The sequence below is a fragment of the Agrobacterium sp. D14 genome, assembly GCF_001526505.1.
Taxonomy (GTDB): domain Bacteria; phylum Pseudomonadota; class Alphaproteobacteria; order Rhizobiales; family Rhizobiaceae; genus Agrobacterium; species Agrobacterium leguminum.
In genome coordinates this window covers 1-15,356 of record NZ_ASXX01000038.1, presented here as the reverse complement: position 1 = coordinate 15,356, position 15,356 = coordinate 1, and the positions used below count along the sequence as shown (strand labels likewise).

Sequence of the window (15,356 nt, the reverse complement as noted above, 5' to 3'; positions counted from 1 at the left end):
TTGATGTTCATGGTTGACCTCCAGTCAAACGCTTAATCTTCTAAGCAGCGGGTGGGAAAGCACTTCAGAAATGCGTGCCGCTTATGGAGATGATTAGAGCCAAAACCGGTCGCTCAGGCAATCGCAATCGTGACAGAAGCAAGACAGTAAGGTGTCCTTAGTTTTTCATTGTTGCGAAATAGCTACAATTCTAACCGACGGGACCCCATTCGTTAAAAAATCATTAATAACTTATGCTTTTCAGTCACTTAACAAGAGGCTCGAAAAATCCGCCGTGAGAAAACCCACGAGATCACCTGAATCTGGACACGATCAGGCCACCGGAAATTGTTCAAAAGACGATTGCAATGTGCAGATGGCCCTACTTCTGCAAGAAAAAAACTGACCGAAAAGCAAAAGCCTACAGCTTCGGATTCCTTAAACGACTCAAGGCTCCCGATACCGAGCGAATCGATGGGCATGTGTAGCGGTCTGTTCCGAGGATAAAGCTGCAGAAATCGGAACGCCGCCACGATCTCGCCACCCGCCGCGATGTCCGCCCTATCATAATACCATTCAAACAAAAAAGCCCGGCTCGAGAGCCGGGCTTTCCATCACTGACAATGTCAGATCAGATTAGAACGTGCGCTGAAGGCGAACGAAACCAACCCAGCTGTCGCCAGCGCCGGTGTCAACACCTTCGGTGCCGTCGACGTCCTGGTAGTTAACCGAAACGAGCGTGGAGAGGCCCTGGGTGATCTTGTAGCCAACAGCTACACCAGCGCGCCATGCATCGCGGTCGCCAACGAACTGGTTGTCAGCACCGATGTCGATCGTACCGAAGTACTGGACGCCGGGGGTGATGGTCAGCTTGTCGGTTGCCTTGATTGCGTATTCAGCAGCAACCGTCCACTCGGACTCTTCGTAGTACTTGTTTGCGCCAGAAGCCCAAACGCCGGAGAGGCCAAACGTGCCCGGGCCGATGTCAGCCGTGACGATACCGCGGATTGCGCCTTCTTCTGCATCGGTGTCGTAGCCGCCGAGCAGGTTAGCGTTTACGCCGCCGAACTTGGCGCCAACGATAGCGGAGATACCAACGTTGTTCGGGTTTTCGAACGAACCGCCCTTTACGAAGTCGTTGGAAATGTTGGAAGTACCGCGAGCAGCGTCCAGTTCTTCAACAGCAACGCCAACGTAGAAAGAACCAGCGTCGTAGGTGTAACGGATGGCGTTCAGACGAGTCTGGTTCGAGCTGAGGCTGTCAACTTCGCCGGAGAGACCATCATCCCACCAGTTGTAGTAGTAACCGACCTTCAGGCCGCCGAGTTCGATGAAAGCCTGGTCAACAACAACGCCACGGCTGGAATCGTTGCTAGCCTGACCGCGAAGACCGATGTAGCCGCGCAGAGCGCCGAGCTCGGTGTCGGTGCGGGTGTCGATGTTGAACTGAGCGCGCGTGAACGAATCCCAGTCAGACGTGCCGGACTTGTTACGGCCGAAGTCGGTCTGGAAACGGATGTAACCGTCGAACTTCAGGCAGGTTTCAGTGCCGGGGATGTAGAAGAAGCCGGTGCCGAAAGCGTCGCAAACGCGAACGTATTCCAGGGGCTCAGGCTCAGCAGCGACGATAGCGTCGGCAGCGTGAGCGCCGGATACTGCTGCGAGAGCCGCAGCGGAGCCGATCAGAAGGCTCTTGATGTTCATGGTTGACCTCCAGTCAAAGTTTTTAAGTGGGTCTGGGTACTTTCGCTGAAGGACAGCATTCCCTGCCCCATTCCCGTGTTCTTAGAAGCCAAACGATCCACCGCCTCGCTTCTGGTGGTGAAAATACAAAAGGTTTCGCCGCTTGCAATCGCCAACATCCGATAAATAGCATTTACGTATATGCTTCATTTCGGTTTGTTGCGGAAACAACACACAGTGCGCAGCCGGCCCGCGGGCGGCTTTACCATGCGTTAAGAAATTGCTTGAAAATCCGTTAGTTAGCGAGGTTAACAAGGTCTTTCTAAACTACTGGCTTTTTCGGCGAAACCTTGCCTCGCCGGGCAAGGATGATGGAAACTTTTGCTTCGTTCCCGCCTGCATCTGTCATGCCGCGACAGCGCGTATGAAGAAACAGCGGAAAAAACCATGCCTTTTGCGAACGATTCCTCGCGCAACGATTCGAAGAGCCCTCCCCGGACTGGTTACGGCACCGACATGCCGCCACCGATCCGTATCGACCGGAGACTTGATTGACGGCGCGACATCGCGCTTGAAACACTATCCTTTAATATCGATTCACGAGTGCCAATTCGAAACAGACGGAAGAACCAATAGACATGCGGAATGGTCGTATTATTTTATTGAACGGCACCTCGAGCGCCGGCAAATCGACACTCGCCAAGGCGCTCAGACAGGCGCTGACGGAACCCTTTTGTTATTACGCGTCTGATCAGCTTGCCGATGGCGGCTTTCGCACCATCAAACAAAAAACACCGCATACCGGCCTGAGCAATGAGCGCGCCAGGTTCTTTGACGGTTTTCACCGCTCCATCGTGTCCTTTGCCGAAGCGGGCAACGATATTGTTGTCGAGCACATCGTTGAAGAGCCAGGCTGGGCATGGCAATTGCGGGCGTTGTTCGCGCATCTGGACACGTTCTGGGTCGGCGTGCATGCTCCCCTCGCGGAAATGGAACGACGCGAGCGGGAACGCGGGGACAGGACAATCGGGGAAGCGCGGTATCATCTGAAAACACATGACTACTGCCGGTACGACATCGAAGTCGACACCGCCGAGCCGCTTGATTCGCTCGTTTCTTCCATAATCGAGACCTGGCGGGCGCGACCATCCGCGACTTCATAGTGCGCACGGCTGCGCGCATTTACAAACATGCGTGCGGTTGTGATCTGGAACTGGGGGAATCTATTGAGCTGGAATTTTCCGGTCTTGCGCCGAAGTGGCGGAGAGGATGGGATTCGAACCCACGATACGCTTTTGACGTATACTCCCTTAGCAGGGGAGCGCCTTCGACCACTCGGCCACCTCTCCGGTGCGGCCTGATTATTGCGTAAAAAAAATGATTGCAAGGCTTTTTCGCCAAGAAGCACAAAAACCTGTTGGCTGAACATCCTCCTGCGAAACTTTGCGGGCCTTTCGGGAACTTCTTGCAGGCCGGCACGTTCTGCCTTCGGTAACAAAAGAGGTGTTCTAATGGCTCAGACCAAACTGAATGTTGTCGAAGACACGATCGAAAACCAGATTGCGGAGCTGCGTTCGCAGATCGCATCCCTTTCCAAATCCGTATCCGCCCGCGCGGAAGGTGTGAGCGAGGATGCGTCCGAATTTCTGGATGAGGCGCGCGGACGCGTTCGCAAGGCCGCGCATAATGTCCGCGCCCAGGGCCAGAATGTCGTGGAAGCCGTCAAGGAAAATCCCGGCACGGCGACCTCCCTGCTGACGATCGTTGGCGCACTCGGTTTTGCCATCGGTTATGCGATTGGTGCGAGCACGCAGCAGAACTCGTCGAACAGCAGCCTTTATCGCTGGCGCTAATCGCCGCATCGAATTAAAATTGAGGCAAGGCGGGTCAATCCTGCCTTGCCTTTTCGTATTTATTTGAAATGTGATGAATGGGGGCGGATATGCGGTTTAGCGACGATCTTGAAGCGGCTTTGTCGGATTTTGCGAGGGATCACGGCGTCGACAGGGATGAGGCCATCCAGCGCATCATTCGCGCCGCCCTTATCAACACCGGTTATCTCGCCTCCGGCGAAGAAGGCATTCCGCCGGAAAAGCTGAACGCCAGCAACGACGACTGAATTAATAGCCAGACCGGGATGGCGCAGGCGCTGCTGCGCCCTTGTAACGGGCCGAGAGCGCACGTAGGGTACTGGCGAATTCGGTCACATCCGCACCGACGGCCACGAAGGACGCGCCGAGTTCGAGATAGCGGCGATTATAGGTTTCGTTGAAGGTGAGAATGCCGGCGGCCTTGCCCGCCTTGACGATCTTGACGATGGCCGCCTCGATCACCGCCTGCACTTCCGGCTCGTCTATCCTGCCGAGATAGCCCATATCCGCGGCCAGATCCGCCGGGCCGATGAAGACGCCGTCCACGCCCTCCACCGCAAGAATATTATTGAGATCGTTGATCGCCGCCCGCGTTTCGGCCTGAACCAGCAGGCAGACACTGTCCGAGGCGCTGTCGGCGTAATCGGTTATCGTGTTGAAGGCGGAAGCGCGGGCAACAGCAGCACCCATGCCGCGAATGCCGCGCGGCGGATAATGCATGGCGCTAACCAGATCCTTCGCCTGGCCGGCCGAATCGACCATGGGCACCAGAAGCGTGCGCGCACCCGCATCCAGAAGCTGCTTGATCATCCAGCTTTCACCGACCGGCACGCGCACCACGGGTTCGGCAGGCGATGAGGCAAGGGCGCGCAACTGATCGATGATGCTGCGCAGATCGTTCGGCCCATGCTCGCCGTCGATCACCAGCCAGTCGAACCCCGCCGTACCGGCGATTTCCGCCGTGATGGCCTCGCCCATATCGAGCCAGAGGCCGATCTGCGGCTTGCCGGCATGGATGGCGGTTTTGAAACGGTTTTCGGGAGCAGGCATGATATCCTCAGGAAAGCAGTAATTTCAGATCGGCGGAAGCATCCGCCAGGATGGCGCGATCCGGCTCGGCGCCGGTATCGAGCAGTTTCTTGCCCGCGACATAGGCCTTGGCATCGTTGACGGCATCCACCGCCACGAATCGCCCATCGCGGAAATACCAGACGGACCAGCTGCCCTCACGCGCGCCCTGCCTCCGCATCGTCTCGTCATAACCCAGGTTGAAGCCGGCGATCTGCAGCTTGGCGTCATATTGATCCGACCAGAACCATGGCTTCGGATCATAGGCGACTTCAGCCCCGGTGAGCACGGCAGCGGCCGCCTCGGCCTGATCGACAGCATTCTGTACCGATTCGAGACGCACATGCTGGCCGCGCCAGGGCAGCAGCGCGCAATCGCCCACGGCATGAATGGCGCTGTCGGAGGTGCGGGTGTGGTCATCCACCACGATGCCATTGCCAACATTAAGGCCCGATTCGCGAGCGAGGCGATCATTCGGCGTCACGCCGATGCCGACAATCACAAAGTCCACATCCAGCGTCGAGCCGTCGGAGAGTTCGGCAGCGGCCACCCGGCCATCCATGCCGACAAGACGCACAAGGCCGATCTTTTCGCGAATGGAAACGCCGTGGGCCTGATGGATGCCGCGCATGATATCGGCGGTTTCCTTCGCCGCCACACGCTGGAGAATGCGGTCGGCCATTTCGATCAAGGTCACTTCGAGGCCGAGCTTGCGCGCGACAGCGGCCGCTTCGAGACCGATATAGCCGCCGCCGATTACCAGCAGCCTGCGGCCCGGCTTCATCTCCTCCATAAGCCGGTCGGCATCGCGCTTGTCGCGCACGGTCAGGACGCCTTCCAGATCGCCGCCGATACTGGCGGGCAGCAGGCGGGGAGCCGCCCCGGTCGCCAGCACCAGCCTGTCATAGGAAAGCGTGCTGCCGTCCTGCATGCGCAGGGATTTGGCGGCGCGGTCTATCTCCTCCACCCAGGTGGAAAGCCGGATATCGACATCGTTCTCCGCGTACCATTCTTCCGGCCGGAACATCAGCCGGTCGAAGCTCATCTCGCCGAGGAGGTATTTTTTGGAGAGCGGCGGCCTCTGGTAAGGATAGGCATCCTCGGAACCGACGATGGTGATGGGGCGCTCATCCTTCAGCGCCCGAAGCTTCGACGCCAGCGCGAAAGCGGCCTGCCCCGCCCCGACGATTACCAGCCTTCCCGTCACAGTCCACTCCCAGAAGAATCACGAAGCGCCGGTCCTGCCGGGCCTCGCGAAGCGATATTGCAAGGCTCAGGCGTAACGCCAAGTACGGCCCCAGTCAACACCAGCCCCGTGCAAGCGTGACGCAGTATCAGCACAGGCTGCAACCGGATGGGACCGAGCGCATTTCCATAGCGGAAACATCGGCTTCCGAAGGGAAGATTGGTCGAGATCGAGACAGAGAACAGACAATTGCGCGCATTTCCTTCATGCCCTGGCAAGGAAGCGGCGTTAAAATCGGCATCAAAAGAGGCAATCCGGGAGGTTGTCATGGCTTTGCATATGGATCCCCGTCAGAACGTCCCCCAGGACGAGATGTACGAGAAATTTCAGATCGACCGGCCCGGCAAGATCACCTTCATCGGGCATCATCTCAGCGCCAAGGACACCATGCGCTGCCTGGTGCGGACCATTTCCCTTTACGGCGCGGAACTGGATGTCAGCCCCGATCTGGAAATGCCGGCCAATTTCTATCTGGAAATTCTCGGTATCCGCGATGAGATCGGCTGCACGCTGATCCGCCGCGAAGAGGAAAAAGTGACGATCGGCTTCAATATGCTGATCGATGCGGAGTTCCTGCACCATGTGCGACGCCTGAGCTTCGAAACATCATGACCACCACCGTAAAAGCGCGGCTCACGGAATAGGCATGCGAAGCGGCGGGACCGCCACCTCGCTGTAGCTGATAGATTCGGCATCCAAATCTGCCGCCCCGTTCTTCCGGCTCACCGCATCGGAGGCAGAGATCGAGAATATCGGGGCGGCCGTCATCATATCTTCACGACCGCCGCCGTGACGTACATGAACATTATTCCCGCTCCGAGGCCGCCGAGTACCGCCGGAGACAGGGAGAGAGAAGTGAAGTTGCGGGCGTTGCTGCGGACCATATAGGCCGAGACCTCGACAATGACCTGCAGGATGGCTCCGGCCCCGATGGCGAGCGCGAAAGCCGTCCATTGCGGTGCATAAGCGAGACTGCCGAGCCACATGCCAAGCACCGCCGGGCCGCCGGCCAGAAGGGTAAGCCCGGCGAAAATCCACAATGACGGCCGTTTTTTGAGGATCGGCGCGGCGATGCCGATACCCTCGGTAATGTTGTGGATCGCAAAGCCCAGCACGAGAAACGCACCGAGCCCCGCCGAGCCCGCCGCAAAGGCAGCGCCGATAGCCAGCCCTTCGCCGAAATTATGCAGGCCGATGCCAAGCGCGATGTAAGTCGCGAGCGCAAGCCCGGTCGGCGTGCCATGCCGGCGGCCAACCGCCATCAGGATCAGGAAGGCCGCAAAGGCGCCGAGCACGACCATCACCCGGCCCTGAAACAGCGCCGCCGTTTCGCCGGCGATTTCCAGCGCCTCTTCCGTCATGTCGATGAGAAGATAAAGCAGCAGGCCGATTGTCAGCGCCAGCAGGAAATTCATGCCGCCCTGGTCGACATTGCGCAAAGCGGGATAGAACATCAGGCCGATGGCGACGGGAACGACGCCGACGATGATGCCGACCAGAGCCTGCATCCAGAGTTGTCCGGATGTCGCGGTGGGCGTCGGCACCGCCACGGCGATCTCGTGGTCGAAGCTCGCGCCGGTGTTGGTGACCACGGTGACGGCGTGGGTATCGGCGAGATTCCACGGAAAATCGATGTTGAGCCAGACGGACGACCCCCTCGCAATTTCACCCGGAGGCGATTGCGTGAACGTCCAGTAGGCCGCATCCACCTGTACCTGCGCTATCGTCATCGGCTCCGAACCGCCGGCCCGGACCAGCAATTGCAGGCCCCTGTCGTTGAGGATGGTGCGCTCGAAGGTGAGGTTTTCGACGGGCGGCGCGCCGTTGTCGAGCCGCCCGAGCGGGTCGGCGGCGAAAATCCAGGCGATGGCGGCGGCCAGCGCCAGAAGCGGCAGGACGATCCAGACGAGCGTGAGGCCGGAGCGGGCGGGCGCGGATGTTTTTTTCGTTTCCATGACATTCATGACAGCGACTCCACGACATCGAACATGCCCATCCAGCCGAGTTCGGTGAACTCCGTCTGATGGGGGTGGAACATATAAAGTCCGGGCTCGTGCTCGGCGAAGCTGAATTCCAGAATGCCGCGCTCCGCCTGGCACTGGGTGATGAGGTCGACGGTCTGCAATGTCGGCGTCAGCGTCGTTCCCTGATTGAAATAATTGAAGAAATTCGCATGCAGATGGAAGGAATTGATCGGATCGAATTCCAGCACGTTGACGAGATAGATGCGCACCGGCTTCGAGCGGAGAATCTTGATCGGCTTCTTGGCGAAGGCGTGTGCGACCGTATTGACGGCGTAGAATTCGTTCTCCTCGTCGAAATTGGTGTCGAATGCGTTCGACACCATCACCATTTCCTGCCAGCCCGCATTTTCCGGCGTGCCGAGCAGGCGCGAGCGGGCGACGCCGGCGTGCTCGGGATGCCGGTCGGGATCGGGATCGATGATGAAGGCGCCATACATGCCCTTGTGCATGTGCCGGCGCAGCGGCACGTTGTGGCAATGGTAGAGGTGGCAGCCGAAGGGCCTGGCGTCGAATTCGTAGGTGAATTCACCGCCCGGATCGACCATGCCCGGCGTGCCCGGAATGCCGTCCATTCGCGCCGAATGAATGCCGTGAAAATGCAGGGAATGCGGGTGGGAACCGTAATTTCTGAAATTCACCCGGATACGGTCGCCTTCCCGCGCGCGCAGGGTCGGTCCCGGCACGCGGCCATTGTAAGTCCAGGCCGGAAACATGACGCCGGGTGCAATTTCGATATCCTTGTCCTCGGCGGTAATTTCGAAGGTGCGAAGGGTGCGACCGTCTGCGGTGCGCTCCACCGTGCCGGTTTCCCAATCCGTCAGCATGTCGTGGGGGTCGAAACCATTGGTTTGCGGATCGACCTCGCCGACCGTCATCATTGAGCCATGCGCGCCGTGGGCTTTCGCCGCGCTATCGGCCGGAGCCGAGCCCGGCGCTGTTGCCCCGTGAACTGAATGCGCGGTCTGGCCGGAGGCGCTGGTGGCCAGAAGCGCCCCTCCTCCCGCAGCCACGAGCCCGCCGGCGAGCAACCCTCTGCGGCTGACCAGTTCACCCGTCAATCGCGTCGGTGACGTCTTCTCCATTTGCGACTTTCTTTCCATTTTCATCTCTTGCGGCGGCTGTTTGTCGTGAGAACTATCGATTTCATTTGCATTTTGCAATTAAGAATCATTTGCAATTAAAATAACTATACTCGCCAGCCTATCTATATTCTGCAATTAGGAATTAATTGCAACAAGCATTTGACGAACGGGTGCAACATTGCGGTAATCCATCGCTTTGCCACCTACGGAGCCCAGCCAGAGAGGTCGATTTTCAACGGAGATCGTCAAAACCGGGACGTCGCGCCATGGAGCTAAGCCCCACCGGGACAGCATTTCCAGCCGCCCGTCGCGCCGGCGGACCGGGCATGAGCGTAAATTCCGGCAGGAAGGGGTTTCCAAACCGTCGGAAATCTGACCCATTGTGGCGAATTGAGCTTTGCTCGGAACGAGACTTTCCAACTGCATATCGGATTAAACAATGTCAGCCTTTTCCCGCCTCACGCCGCTTGCCGCTTCGCTTCCCTCAACCGTTCCCTTCGTCGGCCCCGAAGCCATCGAGCGCAACCGCGGCCTGAAGGTTGAAGCGCGTATCGGCGCCAATGAGAGCGGCTTCGGCCCCGCCCCTTCCGTGCTTCTGGCCATGCGCGATGCGGCGGCGGAGACCTGGATGTACAGCGATCCGGAAAATTATGAGCTGAAGGAAGCGCTTGCCATCCACCATGGCGTTGCACGCGGCAATATCGCGATCGGCAGCGGCGTCGATGGGCTGCTGGGTGAGATCGCGCGGCTGATCGTCGAGCCGGGCACGCCTGTCGTCACCTCTTTTGGCGGCTACCCCACCTTCAATTACCATGTGAACGGTTTTGGCGGGAAACTCGTGACCACGCCCTATGTCGACGATCACGAAGACCTTGACGGGCTTCTCGATCTCGTCATCCGGGAAAATGCGCCGCTCGTTTATTTCGCCAATCCCGACAATCCGATGGGAAGCTGGTGGGAAGCAAGCGAAGTCGTCGCCTTTGCCCGCGCCCTGCCGGAAACCTGCCTGCTCATTCTGGATGAGGCCTATTGCGAAACCGCGCCGGCCAGCGCCGTGCCGGCCATCGACGCGCTGATCGGCCAGCCGAATATTCTGCGCATGCGCACCTTCTCGAAAGCCTATGGGCTAGCGGGTGCGCGTGTGGGTTACGCCATCGGCACGCTCGGCAATGTCGAAGCCTTCGACAAGATCCGCAACCATTTCGGCATGGCGCGCATTTCGGTCGCCGGCGCTTTGGCGGCGCTGAAGGATCAGACCTATCTGCATGAAGTCGTTGGTAAAATTTCTGACGCCCGTGAGCGGATTTCGGCAATCGCGCGCAATAACGGCCTTTCACCGCTCCCCTCCGCCACCAATTTCGTCACCATCGATTGCCATCGCGACGGGGCTTATGCCCGCGCCATCGTCGATGGGCTGATGGAACATGGCGTCTTCATCCGCATGCCGGGCGTCGCGCCGCTCAACCGCTGCATTCGCGTGAGCGTGGGGCCGGGTGACAAGCTCGATCTGTTCGAGCAGGCATTGCCGAAGGTCCTCAAGGCGCTGGGCTGATATTGAGTGCCGTCATTCCGGCCTTGAGCCGGAATCCAGCGCGATCAAGTCCTTGATCGCGAAAGACCCCTTCACGCCGCAGACGCGGCGTGGCTGGATGCCGGATCAAGTCCGGCATGACGGAGGAAGGAAGCGATTCGAAAACCGCACCTGTCATGCCTGCCGTAGCGGTTTCATCCTCATGACAGGGTGATGCGAATGCGATTCAACATCCTCCCGCAAGCCCCTGCCCGCGAATCGTTTTCCGGCGAAGAGACATGGCCAAACATAAGAAAACCGCGCCGGCCTTGTTCCTGCCGGTCGCGGTTTGATGTGTCAGCGCAAAAGCCCTTTTCAAAGCCCTCGCCGCGTTCCCCTTCGGGTTTACTTTCCTTTGCGCCGGTCATCGGGACTGGAGGGAACCGGACCGGAAATCTCAATAAAGGCTTGGGTAAATCAGTGCATCGTCATCCAGTCACGGGCGGCGCGCAGCGCTTCGGCCAGTTCCGATTTCGTCATGTTGCGGGCGAGATCGGCGCGCAGCGAAGCGGCTCTTTCCGATCCGCGGATCGCGGCGATGTTGAGCCATTTATGGGCGGCGATCAGGTCCACCTTGCAGCCCCGGCCGGTCGCATAGACCAGGCCGAGATTGCAAAGAGTGTCGGCGCGGGTTTCGCCACCGGCAGCCATTTCGATATCGCGAATTTCAAAGCGTGCCATTGTTTTAATCCCTGTCCTTCTGCCTGTTTCATCATTCGCCTTCTTGTCGAGGCCATCGTCCGGACCTGCCGTCTTTTGCGGCTTTTTTGTCCTTTCGTCCGGCAGGTTTTCCCTGCGCTTTTGATGAGTTCACTATGCCACGGGGCCTTCAACGGTCGCTTAAAAGGCATGATTAATGCGCCGCAAACAAACTGCAAACGATTGGTAAAATTGGGTTTTCGTTAAATATCACGAGCCGCGGAAATTAAGGACTTTGCGGCGAATTTTACGAAAAGTTTAGAATTGGATTTAAACCCTTCCTTCACCACGATCAAAACAGCGATTTTCCAATTCTCCCTCTTTCGCTCCTGCCGCCGCTGCAAATGCCGCGCCGGGGCCGCAAATTTCTGTTTCCTTTTACGTGAACGTCAAATACTATCCGCCCTGCCCGTCATGAGGATGAAACGGGCACAGGATAGCGCGGTGCAAGGAGCAATCGTTGCGCCGCAGGCGGCTTGGGCCAGAGATGGCGCATTCGCACGCCAAAAGGGTTTGATCTGCGCATCGCGTCTTTGGGCCGCCGGCTCCAGAAAGCCTGCGCGAATTTCGGGAGGAATTTTATGAAGCGTATAATGACGATTGCCGCCGCCCTCATGCTGAGCGGCAACCTTGCCTTCGCCGCCGAGGCAATCGAAGGCAACTGGAAGACCGCCAGTGGCGAAACCGCCGTGATCGACCCCTGCGGCGGCGCCTTCTGCGTGACGCTGAAGACCGGCAAACACGCCGGAAAACAGATCGGCAAGCTTTCCGGTAAGGGAAACAGCTATTCGGGTGAAATCACCGATCCCGCCAATGACAAGACCTATAGCGGCTCCGGCACCGTTTCCGGCAACTCGCTGAGCATGAAGGGCTGCGTGCTGAAGGTTCTGTGCAAATCGCAGACCTGGACACGGCTGTAATCGACAGGGCGGCGGGCGGGCTTCTGTCCTGCCGCCTGCGGTCCCGCGCCTGACGGCACGGTGCGCTGCCAAGGACTACGTCCGAGACTGCGGGCGCACGCCGCATGGAAGCCATATATCCGTTGATGTATCGTTGCGCCCAACACCAACGAGAGCGACGCATGCGCCCCACCCTTTCGACAATCCTGATTGCGGGCACCTCGCATGTCGGCAAAAGCACCTTTACCCGCCTGCTGAGCGAAAGGCTGCGCTGCGAGGCAATATCGACCGACAGTCTCGCCCGCCATCCGGGCAGGCCATGGCCGGGCATTCCGGCACCGGTGGAAGAATATTACGCACGGCTCTCGGCGGAAACGATCCACTGGTTCCTGAAGATACATCATCAGAACATCTGGCCGCTGATCCGCACGATGATCGACAGCAGGTCCGCCGCCGGCGGTTCCACAATCTTCGAGGGCGCGGCCCTGCGGCCGGAATTCATTTCGCCCCTGCTTGGCGGCAGCGTCGCCGGTGTCTTTCTCCATGCCGGCAATGATTTTCTTCTCGAGAGAATGCGCTCTCACGCCCGCTATGAAGATGCAGCGGCTGAGAAGCGGCGGATCATCGACGCCTTCATCGAGCGTTCGTTGCGGGAAAACACGGACATGCTGGCATCCGCGCAGGAGCACCGCTTACCGGTTGTCGATGTGACCCAGCCTCAGGCATTCGAGACCCTGCTGACCGATCTTGCAGCACGTGCGGAAGCCCCTCTGTCCTGATCGAAAAGCGGGGGGGCCCGCGAGATGCCCGGCGCCATTGCGGCATCAATCTGTCATGTCACCACCCGTTAACATCCCTGAATGCCATATGAACCGGGGTCTCAGGGTCCGTTCAGTCCGAGTGTGGCAAAACTCTGTCCATCAACTCCAATAAGGGGAATGGACATGGCAAAGCTGATCAGCCGACTGGCAATCTTCGCGTTTCTCATGGCGATCTTCGCCATGTCCTTCGCCTCGCTCGTCGTTAATCCGAACCGCAGTTTCCAGCGGGTGAATGCGGGCGCGGCAATCGCCTGCCAGCATAGCCCCTCGCCCGCCGCCAATTGCCCCGTCGTGTTGTGAGGACAGGCCGATGACGACAAGTTTTTCCAACGGCCTGTTTTCCGCGCTACGGCTGGTGCTGATGGCCTCGATCTTTCTCGGTCCGGTCGCCGGACTTGCGGTTTACAAGGCCGATCCCCGCCCCGCCTCCAAGGGCGCCGGCTTCGTGCTTTTGATGAGCCTGCAGCGTGGCGCGCTCGGCTGAAATTTCCGCCGCCCCGCTGTTATTCGAACTGCCTTTTTGCGTTTCTTTTCAGTTTCTTCGTATTTCTGTCGCTTGCCTGTCGAAATTGCCCTCTTATAATGGGCCATGACAATAGCAAAACCAACGATTCCGCCCCTCACCTTCGTCACTCCTGAGCCTTTCGCGCCGCAGACATTCACGGACCCGAAACAAGCCGTGGCGGCTTTGAACGCGCTTTACGAACGCAACACGGCGTTCCTGATCAATTCCTTCACCGAACTTGCCAAGGGCGCGCCGATTGCCGGGCGCTACCGCGCCTGCTATCCGCAGGTCAGCCTTGAGACCGCCACCTTCGGCCATGTCGATTCGCGTCTCTCCTACGGCCATGTCACCGCCCCCGGCGTTTACACGACGACCATCACCCGGCCGGAGCTTTTCCGCCATTACCTCAAGGAACAGCTCGGGCTTCTGATGAAGAACCACGGCGTTCCGGTCACGGTGTCGGAATCGGCCACGCCCATTCCGCTGCATTTCGCTTTCGGCGAAGGCGCCTATGTCGAGGCGGCGGCGGCTTCTTCGCTGTCCGACGTGCCGCTGCGCGATCTGTTCGATACGCCCGACCTCAACAATACCGACGATCTCATCGCCAATGGCGAATACGATCAGGTGCCCGGCGAACCGGCACCGCTCGCGCCCTTTACCGCGCAGCGCATCGATTATTCGCTGGCACGCCTCAGCCACTATACGGCAACGAGCGCCAGCCACTTCCAGAACTTCGTGCTGTTCACCAACTACCAGTTCTATATCGATGAATTCGCCGCATGGGCGCGGCAGTTGATGAAGAATGGCGGCGAGGGTTACACGGCTTTCGTGGAGCCGGGCAATATCGTCACCCCCGCCGGTTGCGACAAGCCGGAAACGGATGCCGTGCTCGCGCGCCTGCCGCAGATGCCCGCCTATCACCTGAAGAAGAAGGGCCATGCCGGCATCACGCTCGTCAATATCGGCGTCGGCCCCTCCAACGCCAAGACGATCACCGACCATATCGCCGTGCTGCGCCCGCATGCCTGGCTGATGGTTGGCCACTGCGCCGGCCTGCGCAACAGCCAGCGGCTTGGCGATTATGTTCTGGCGCATGCTTATGTGCGCGAAGATCACGTGCTTGATGACGACCTGCCCGTCTGGGTGCCGATCCCGGCTCTGGCCGAAGTGCAAGTGGCGCTGGAAGGCGCCGTGGCGGAAGTCACCGGTTACGAAGGCTTCGAGTTGAAGCGCATCATGCGCACCGGCACCGTCGCCACCATCGACAACCGAAACTGGGAACTTCGCGATCAGGCCGGCCCCGTCAAGCGCCTGTCGCAGTCCCGCGCCATAGCGCTCGACATGGAATCGGCCACCATCGCCGCCAACGGCTTCCGCTTCCGCGTGCCCTACGGCACCCTGCTCTGCGTTTCCGACAAGCCGCTGCATGGCGAACTGAAACTGCCCGGCATGGCGACGGAGTTCTACCGCACCCAGGTCGCCCAACATCTGCAGATCGGCATCCGCGCCGTGCAGAAGCTCGCCGCCATGCCGACGGAAACGTTGCATTCGCGCAAGCTCAGAAGCTTTTACGAGACGGCGTTCCAGTAAGATCGCGCATCTTCGCCCTCAAGGTGCTGATGTTGGTTCATTCACCTTGAGGCGTCGAAATGCGTGTGACTATCGACCTTGATGACGAGCTGATCGCAGAGGTCATGGAAATTACCGGTCTCTCCAGCGCTGAAGCGGCGGCTGAAGAGGCCTTGAGGGAATTTATCCGGAGACACCGGGAGCTACGAGGCGTCGGCCGGCAAGGCAATCTCAGTGGAATCCGCGATAGCTGGAGAACGGATGAGTCCTAATCAACGCACTCAATGCTCTCATTGCCATCAAAGAACATAACCTCCGTCATTCCGGCCTTGAGCCGGAA

Annotated in this window: 17 protein-coding genes and 1 tRNA gene; 11 read left to right on the top strand and 7 right to left on the bottom strand. The window is 59.1% G+C overall.

Annotated features, from left to right (window positions below):
* Positions 1 to 615 precede the first annotated feature (615 nt).
* Entirely contained in the window at positions 616 to 1,683 is a 1,068-nt protein-coding gene (locus L901_RS19350) for a porin (protein ID WP_059759642.1), read from the bottom strand.
* A gap of 617 nt (positions 1,684 to 2,300) precedes the next feature.
* Between L901_RS19350 and L901_RS19345 the strand changes: the two genes are divergently transcribed.
* The gene (locus tag L901_RS19345; protein ID WP_082710730.1) at positions 2,301 to 2,825 is read left to right on the top strand and encodes a chloramphenicol phosphotransferase CPT family protein; all 525 of its coding nucleotides are present in this window, start codon (positions 2,301 to 2,303) and stop codon (positions 2,823 to 2,825) included.
* Positions 2,826 to 2,920: 95 nt separating this feature from the next.
* Here L901_RS19345 and L901_RS19340 read toward each other — a convergent pair.
* Positions 2,921 to 3,011: transfer RNA gene (locus L901_RS19340), tRNA-Ser, on the bottom strand.
* 162 nt (positions 3,012 to 3,173) lie between these two features.
* Here L901_RS19340 and L901_RS19335 point away from each other — a divergent pair.
* Both L901_RS19335 and L901_RS27495 read left to right on the top strand, forming a co-directional pair.
* Complete coding sequence (locus L901_RS19335) at positions 3,174 to 3,515, top strand: hypothetical protein (RefSeq protein WP_059759638.1); 342 nt, start codon at positions 3,174 to 3,176, stop codon at positions 3,513 to 3,515.
* An 89-nt stretch (positions 3,516 to 3,604) separates the two neighbouring features.
* Positions 3,605 to 3,781, top strand: a complete 177-nt coding sequence (locus L901_RS27495) for a hypothetical protein (protein WP_003524115.1) — start codon at positions 3,605 to 3,607, stop codon at positions 3,779 to 3,781.
* 1 nt (position 3,782) lies between these two features.
* On the opposite strand, the gene L901_RS19325 is transcribed toward L901_RS27495, so the two are convergent.
* Positions 3,783 to 4,583 carry an aldolase/citrate lyase family protein gene (locus L901_RS19325; protein WP_059759636.1) on the bottom strand — a complete coding sequence of 267 codons (801 nt, stop codon included), beginning with the start codon at positions 4,581 to 4,583 and terminating at the stop codon, positions 3,783 to 3,785.
* Positions 4,584 to 4,590: 7 nt separating this feature from the next.
* Positions 4,591 to 5,808: an NAD(P)/FAD-dependent oxidoreductase gene (locus L901_RS19320; RefSeq protein ID WP_059759634.1), complete on the bottom strand. Its 1,218-nt coding sequence runs from the start codon at positions 5,806 to 5,808 to the stop codon at positions 4,591 to 4,593.
* Positions 5,809 to 6,114: 306 nt separating this feature from the next.
* Between L901_RS19320 and L901_RS19315 the strand changes: the two genes are divergently transcribed.
* Positions 6,115 to 6,459, top strand: a complete 345-nt coding sequence (locus tag L901_RS19315; protein WP_020809517.1) for a hypothetical protein — start codon at positions 6,115 to 6,117, stop codon at positions 6,457 to 6,459.
* Between the two features lie 155 nt (positions 6,460 to 6,614).
* Here the strand turns inward: L901_RS19315 and L901_RS19310 are convergent, their stop codons facing one another.
* Together L901_RS19310 and L901_RS19305 are read right to left on the bottom strand one after the other, a co-directional pair.
* Positions 6,615 to 7,811, bottom strand: coding sequence for a ZIP family metal transporter (locus L901_RS19310; protein ID WP_059759632.1), 1,197 nt, complete (start codon positions 7,809 to 7,811; stop codon positions 6,615 to 6,617).
* Positions 7,808 to 8,953 carry a multicopper oxidase domain-containing protein gene (locus L901_RS19305; protein ID WP_059759630.1) on the bottom strand — a complete coding sequence of 382 codons (1,146 nt, stop codon included), beginning with the start codon at positions 8,951 to 8,953 and terminating at the stop codon, positions 7,808 to 7,810. The genes L901_RS19310 and L901_RS19305 overlap by 4 nt, the downstream gene beginning before the upstream one ends.
* A 439-nt stretch (positions 8,954 to 9,392) precedes the next feature.
* Between L901_RS19305 and L901_RS19300 the strand changes: the two genes are divergently transcribed.
* Positions 9,393 to 10,505 carry a pyridoxal phosphate-dependent aminotransferase gene (locus tag L901_RS19300; RefSeq protein WP_059759628.1) on the top strand — a complete coding sequence of 371 codons (1,113 nt, stop codon included), beginning with the start codon at positions 9,393 to 9,395 and terminating at the stop codon, positions 10,503 to 10,505.
* 435 nt (positions 10,506 to 10,940) lie between these two features.
* Here L901_RS19300 and L901_RS19295 read toward each other — a convergent pair whose 3' ends face one another.
* Positions 10,941 to 11,204: a sel1 repeat family protein gene (locus L901_RS19295; protein ID WP_003524109.1), complete on the bottom strand. Its 264-nt coding sequence runs from the start codon at positions 11,202 to 11,204 to the stop codon at positions 10,941 to 10,943.
* A 599-nt stretch (positions 11,205 to 11,803) separates the two neighbouring features.
* On the opposite strand from L901_RS19295, the gene L901_RS19290 reads away from it, so the two are divergent.
* From L901_RS19290 to L901_RS19270, 6 genes are all read left to right on the top strand, one after another.
* Positions 11,804 to 12,142, top strand: coding sequence for a DUF2147 domain-containing protein (locus L901_RS19290; protein ID WP_059759626.1), 339 nt, complete (start codon positions 11,804 to 11,806; stop codon positions 12,140 to 12,142).
* 161 nt (positions 12,143 to 12,303) lie between these two features.
* Positions 12,304 to 12,900: an AAA family ATPase gene (locus L901_RS19285; RefSeq protein ID WP_059759623.1), complete on the top strand. Its 597-nt coding sequence runs from the start codon at positions 12,304 to 12,306 to the stop codon at positions 12,898 to 12,900.
* 159 nt (positions 12,901 to 13,059) lie between these two features.
* The gene (locus tag L901_RS27490; protein WP_020809511.1) at positions 13,060 to 13,242 is read left to right on the top strand and encodes a hypothetical protein; all 183 of its coding nucleotides are present in this window, start codon (positions 13,060 to 13,062) and stop codon (positions 13,240 to 13,242) included.
* A gap of 10 nt (positions 13,243 to 13,252) precedes the next feature.
* Positions 13,253 to 13,426, top strand: coding sequence for a hypothetical protein (locus L901_RS27485; protein WP_003509979.1), 174 nt, complete (start codon positions 13,253 to 13,255; stop codon positions 13,424 to 13,426).
* Between the two features lie 105 nt (positions 13,427 to 13,531).
* Positions 13,532 to 15,037: an AMP nucleosidase gene (gene amn / locus L901_RS19275; protein ID WP_059759622.1), complete on the top strand. Its 1,506-nt coding sequence runs from the start codon at positions 13,532 to 13,534 to the stop codon at positions 15,035 to 15,037.
* 59 nt (positions 15,038 to 15,096) lie between these two features.
* Positions 15,097 to 15,288, top strand: coding sequence for a type II toxin-antitoxin system VapB family antitoxin (locus tag L901_RS19270; protein ID WP_020809509.1), 192 nt, complete (start codon positions 15,097 to 15,099; stop codon positions 15,286 to 15,288).
* The last annotated feature ends 68 nt before the right edge of the window (positions 15,289 to 15,356 follow it).

Coding starts and splice junctions, on each gene's coding strand:
- L901_RS19350 (WP_059759642.1), bottom strand. CDS start 1,683: ATGAACATCAAGAGCCTTCTGATCGGCTCCGCTGCGGCTCTCGCAGCA.
- L901_RS19315 (WP_020809517.1), top strand. CDS start 6,115: ATGGCTTTGCATATGGATCCCCGTCAGAACGTCCCCCAGGACGAGATG.
- L901_RS19305 (WP_059759630.1), bottom strand. CDS start 8,953: ATGGAGAAGACGTCACCGACGCGATTGACGGGTGAACTGGTCAGCCGC.
- L901_RS19290 (WP_059759626.1), top strand. CDS start 11,804: ATGAAGCGTATAATGACGATTGCCGCCGCCCTCATGCTGAGCGGCAAC.
- L901_RS27485 (WP_003509979.1), top strand. CDS start 13,253: ATGACGACAAGTTTTTCCAACGGCCTGTTTTCCGCGCTACGGCTGGTG.
- amn (WP_059759622.1), top strand. CDS start 13,532: ATGACAATAGCAAAACCAACGATTCCGCCCCTCACCTTCGTCACTCCT.
- L901_RS19345 (WP_082710730.1), top strand. CDS start 2,301: ATGCGGAATGGTCGTATTATTTTATTGAACGGCACCTCGAGCGCCGGC.
- L901_RS19270 (WP_020809509.1), top strand. CDS start 15,097: ATGCGTGTGACTATCGACCTTGATGACGAGCTGATCGCAGAGGTCATG.
- L901_RS27490 (WP_020809511.1), top strand. CDS start 13,060: ATGGACATGGCAAAGCTGATCAGCCGACTGGCAATCTTCGCGTTTCTC.
- L901_RS19325 (WP_059759636.1), bottom strand. CDS start 4,583: ATGCCTGCTCCCGAAAACCGTTTCAAAACCGCCATCCATGCCGGCAAG.
- L901_RS27495 (WP_003524115.1), top strand. CDS start 3,605: ATGCGGTTTAGCGACGATCTTGAAGCGGCTTTGTCGGATTTTGCGAGG.
- L901_RS19285 (WP_059759623.1), top strand. CDS start 12,304: ATGCGCCCCACCCTTTCGACAATCCTGATTGCGGGCACCTCGCATGTC.
- L901_RS19300 (WP_059759628.1), top strand. CDS start 9,393: ATGTCAGCCTTTTCCCGCCTCACGCCGCTTGCCGCTTCGCTTCCCTCA.
- L901_RS19310 (WP_059759632.1), bottom strand. CDS start 7,811: ATGAATGTCATGGAAACGAAAAAAACATCCGCGCCCGCCCGCTCCGGC.
- L901_RS19335 (WP_059759638.1), top strand. CDS start 3,174: ATGGCTCAGACCAAACTGAATGTTGTCGAAGACACGATCGAAAACCAG.
- L901_RS19295 (WP_003524109.1), bottom strand. CDS start 11,204: ATGGCACGCTTTGAAATTCGCGATATCGAAATGGCTGCCGGTGGCGAA.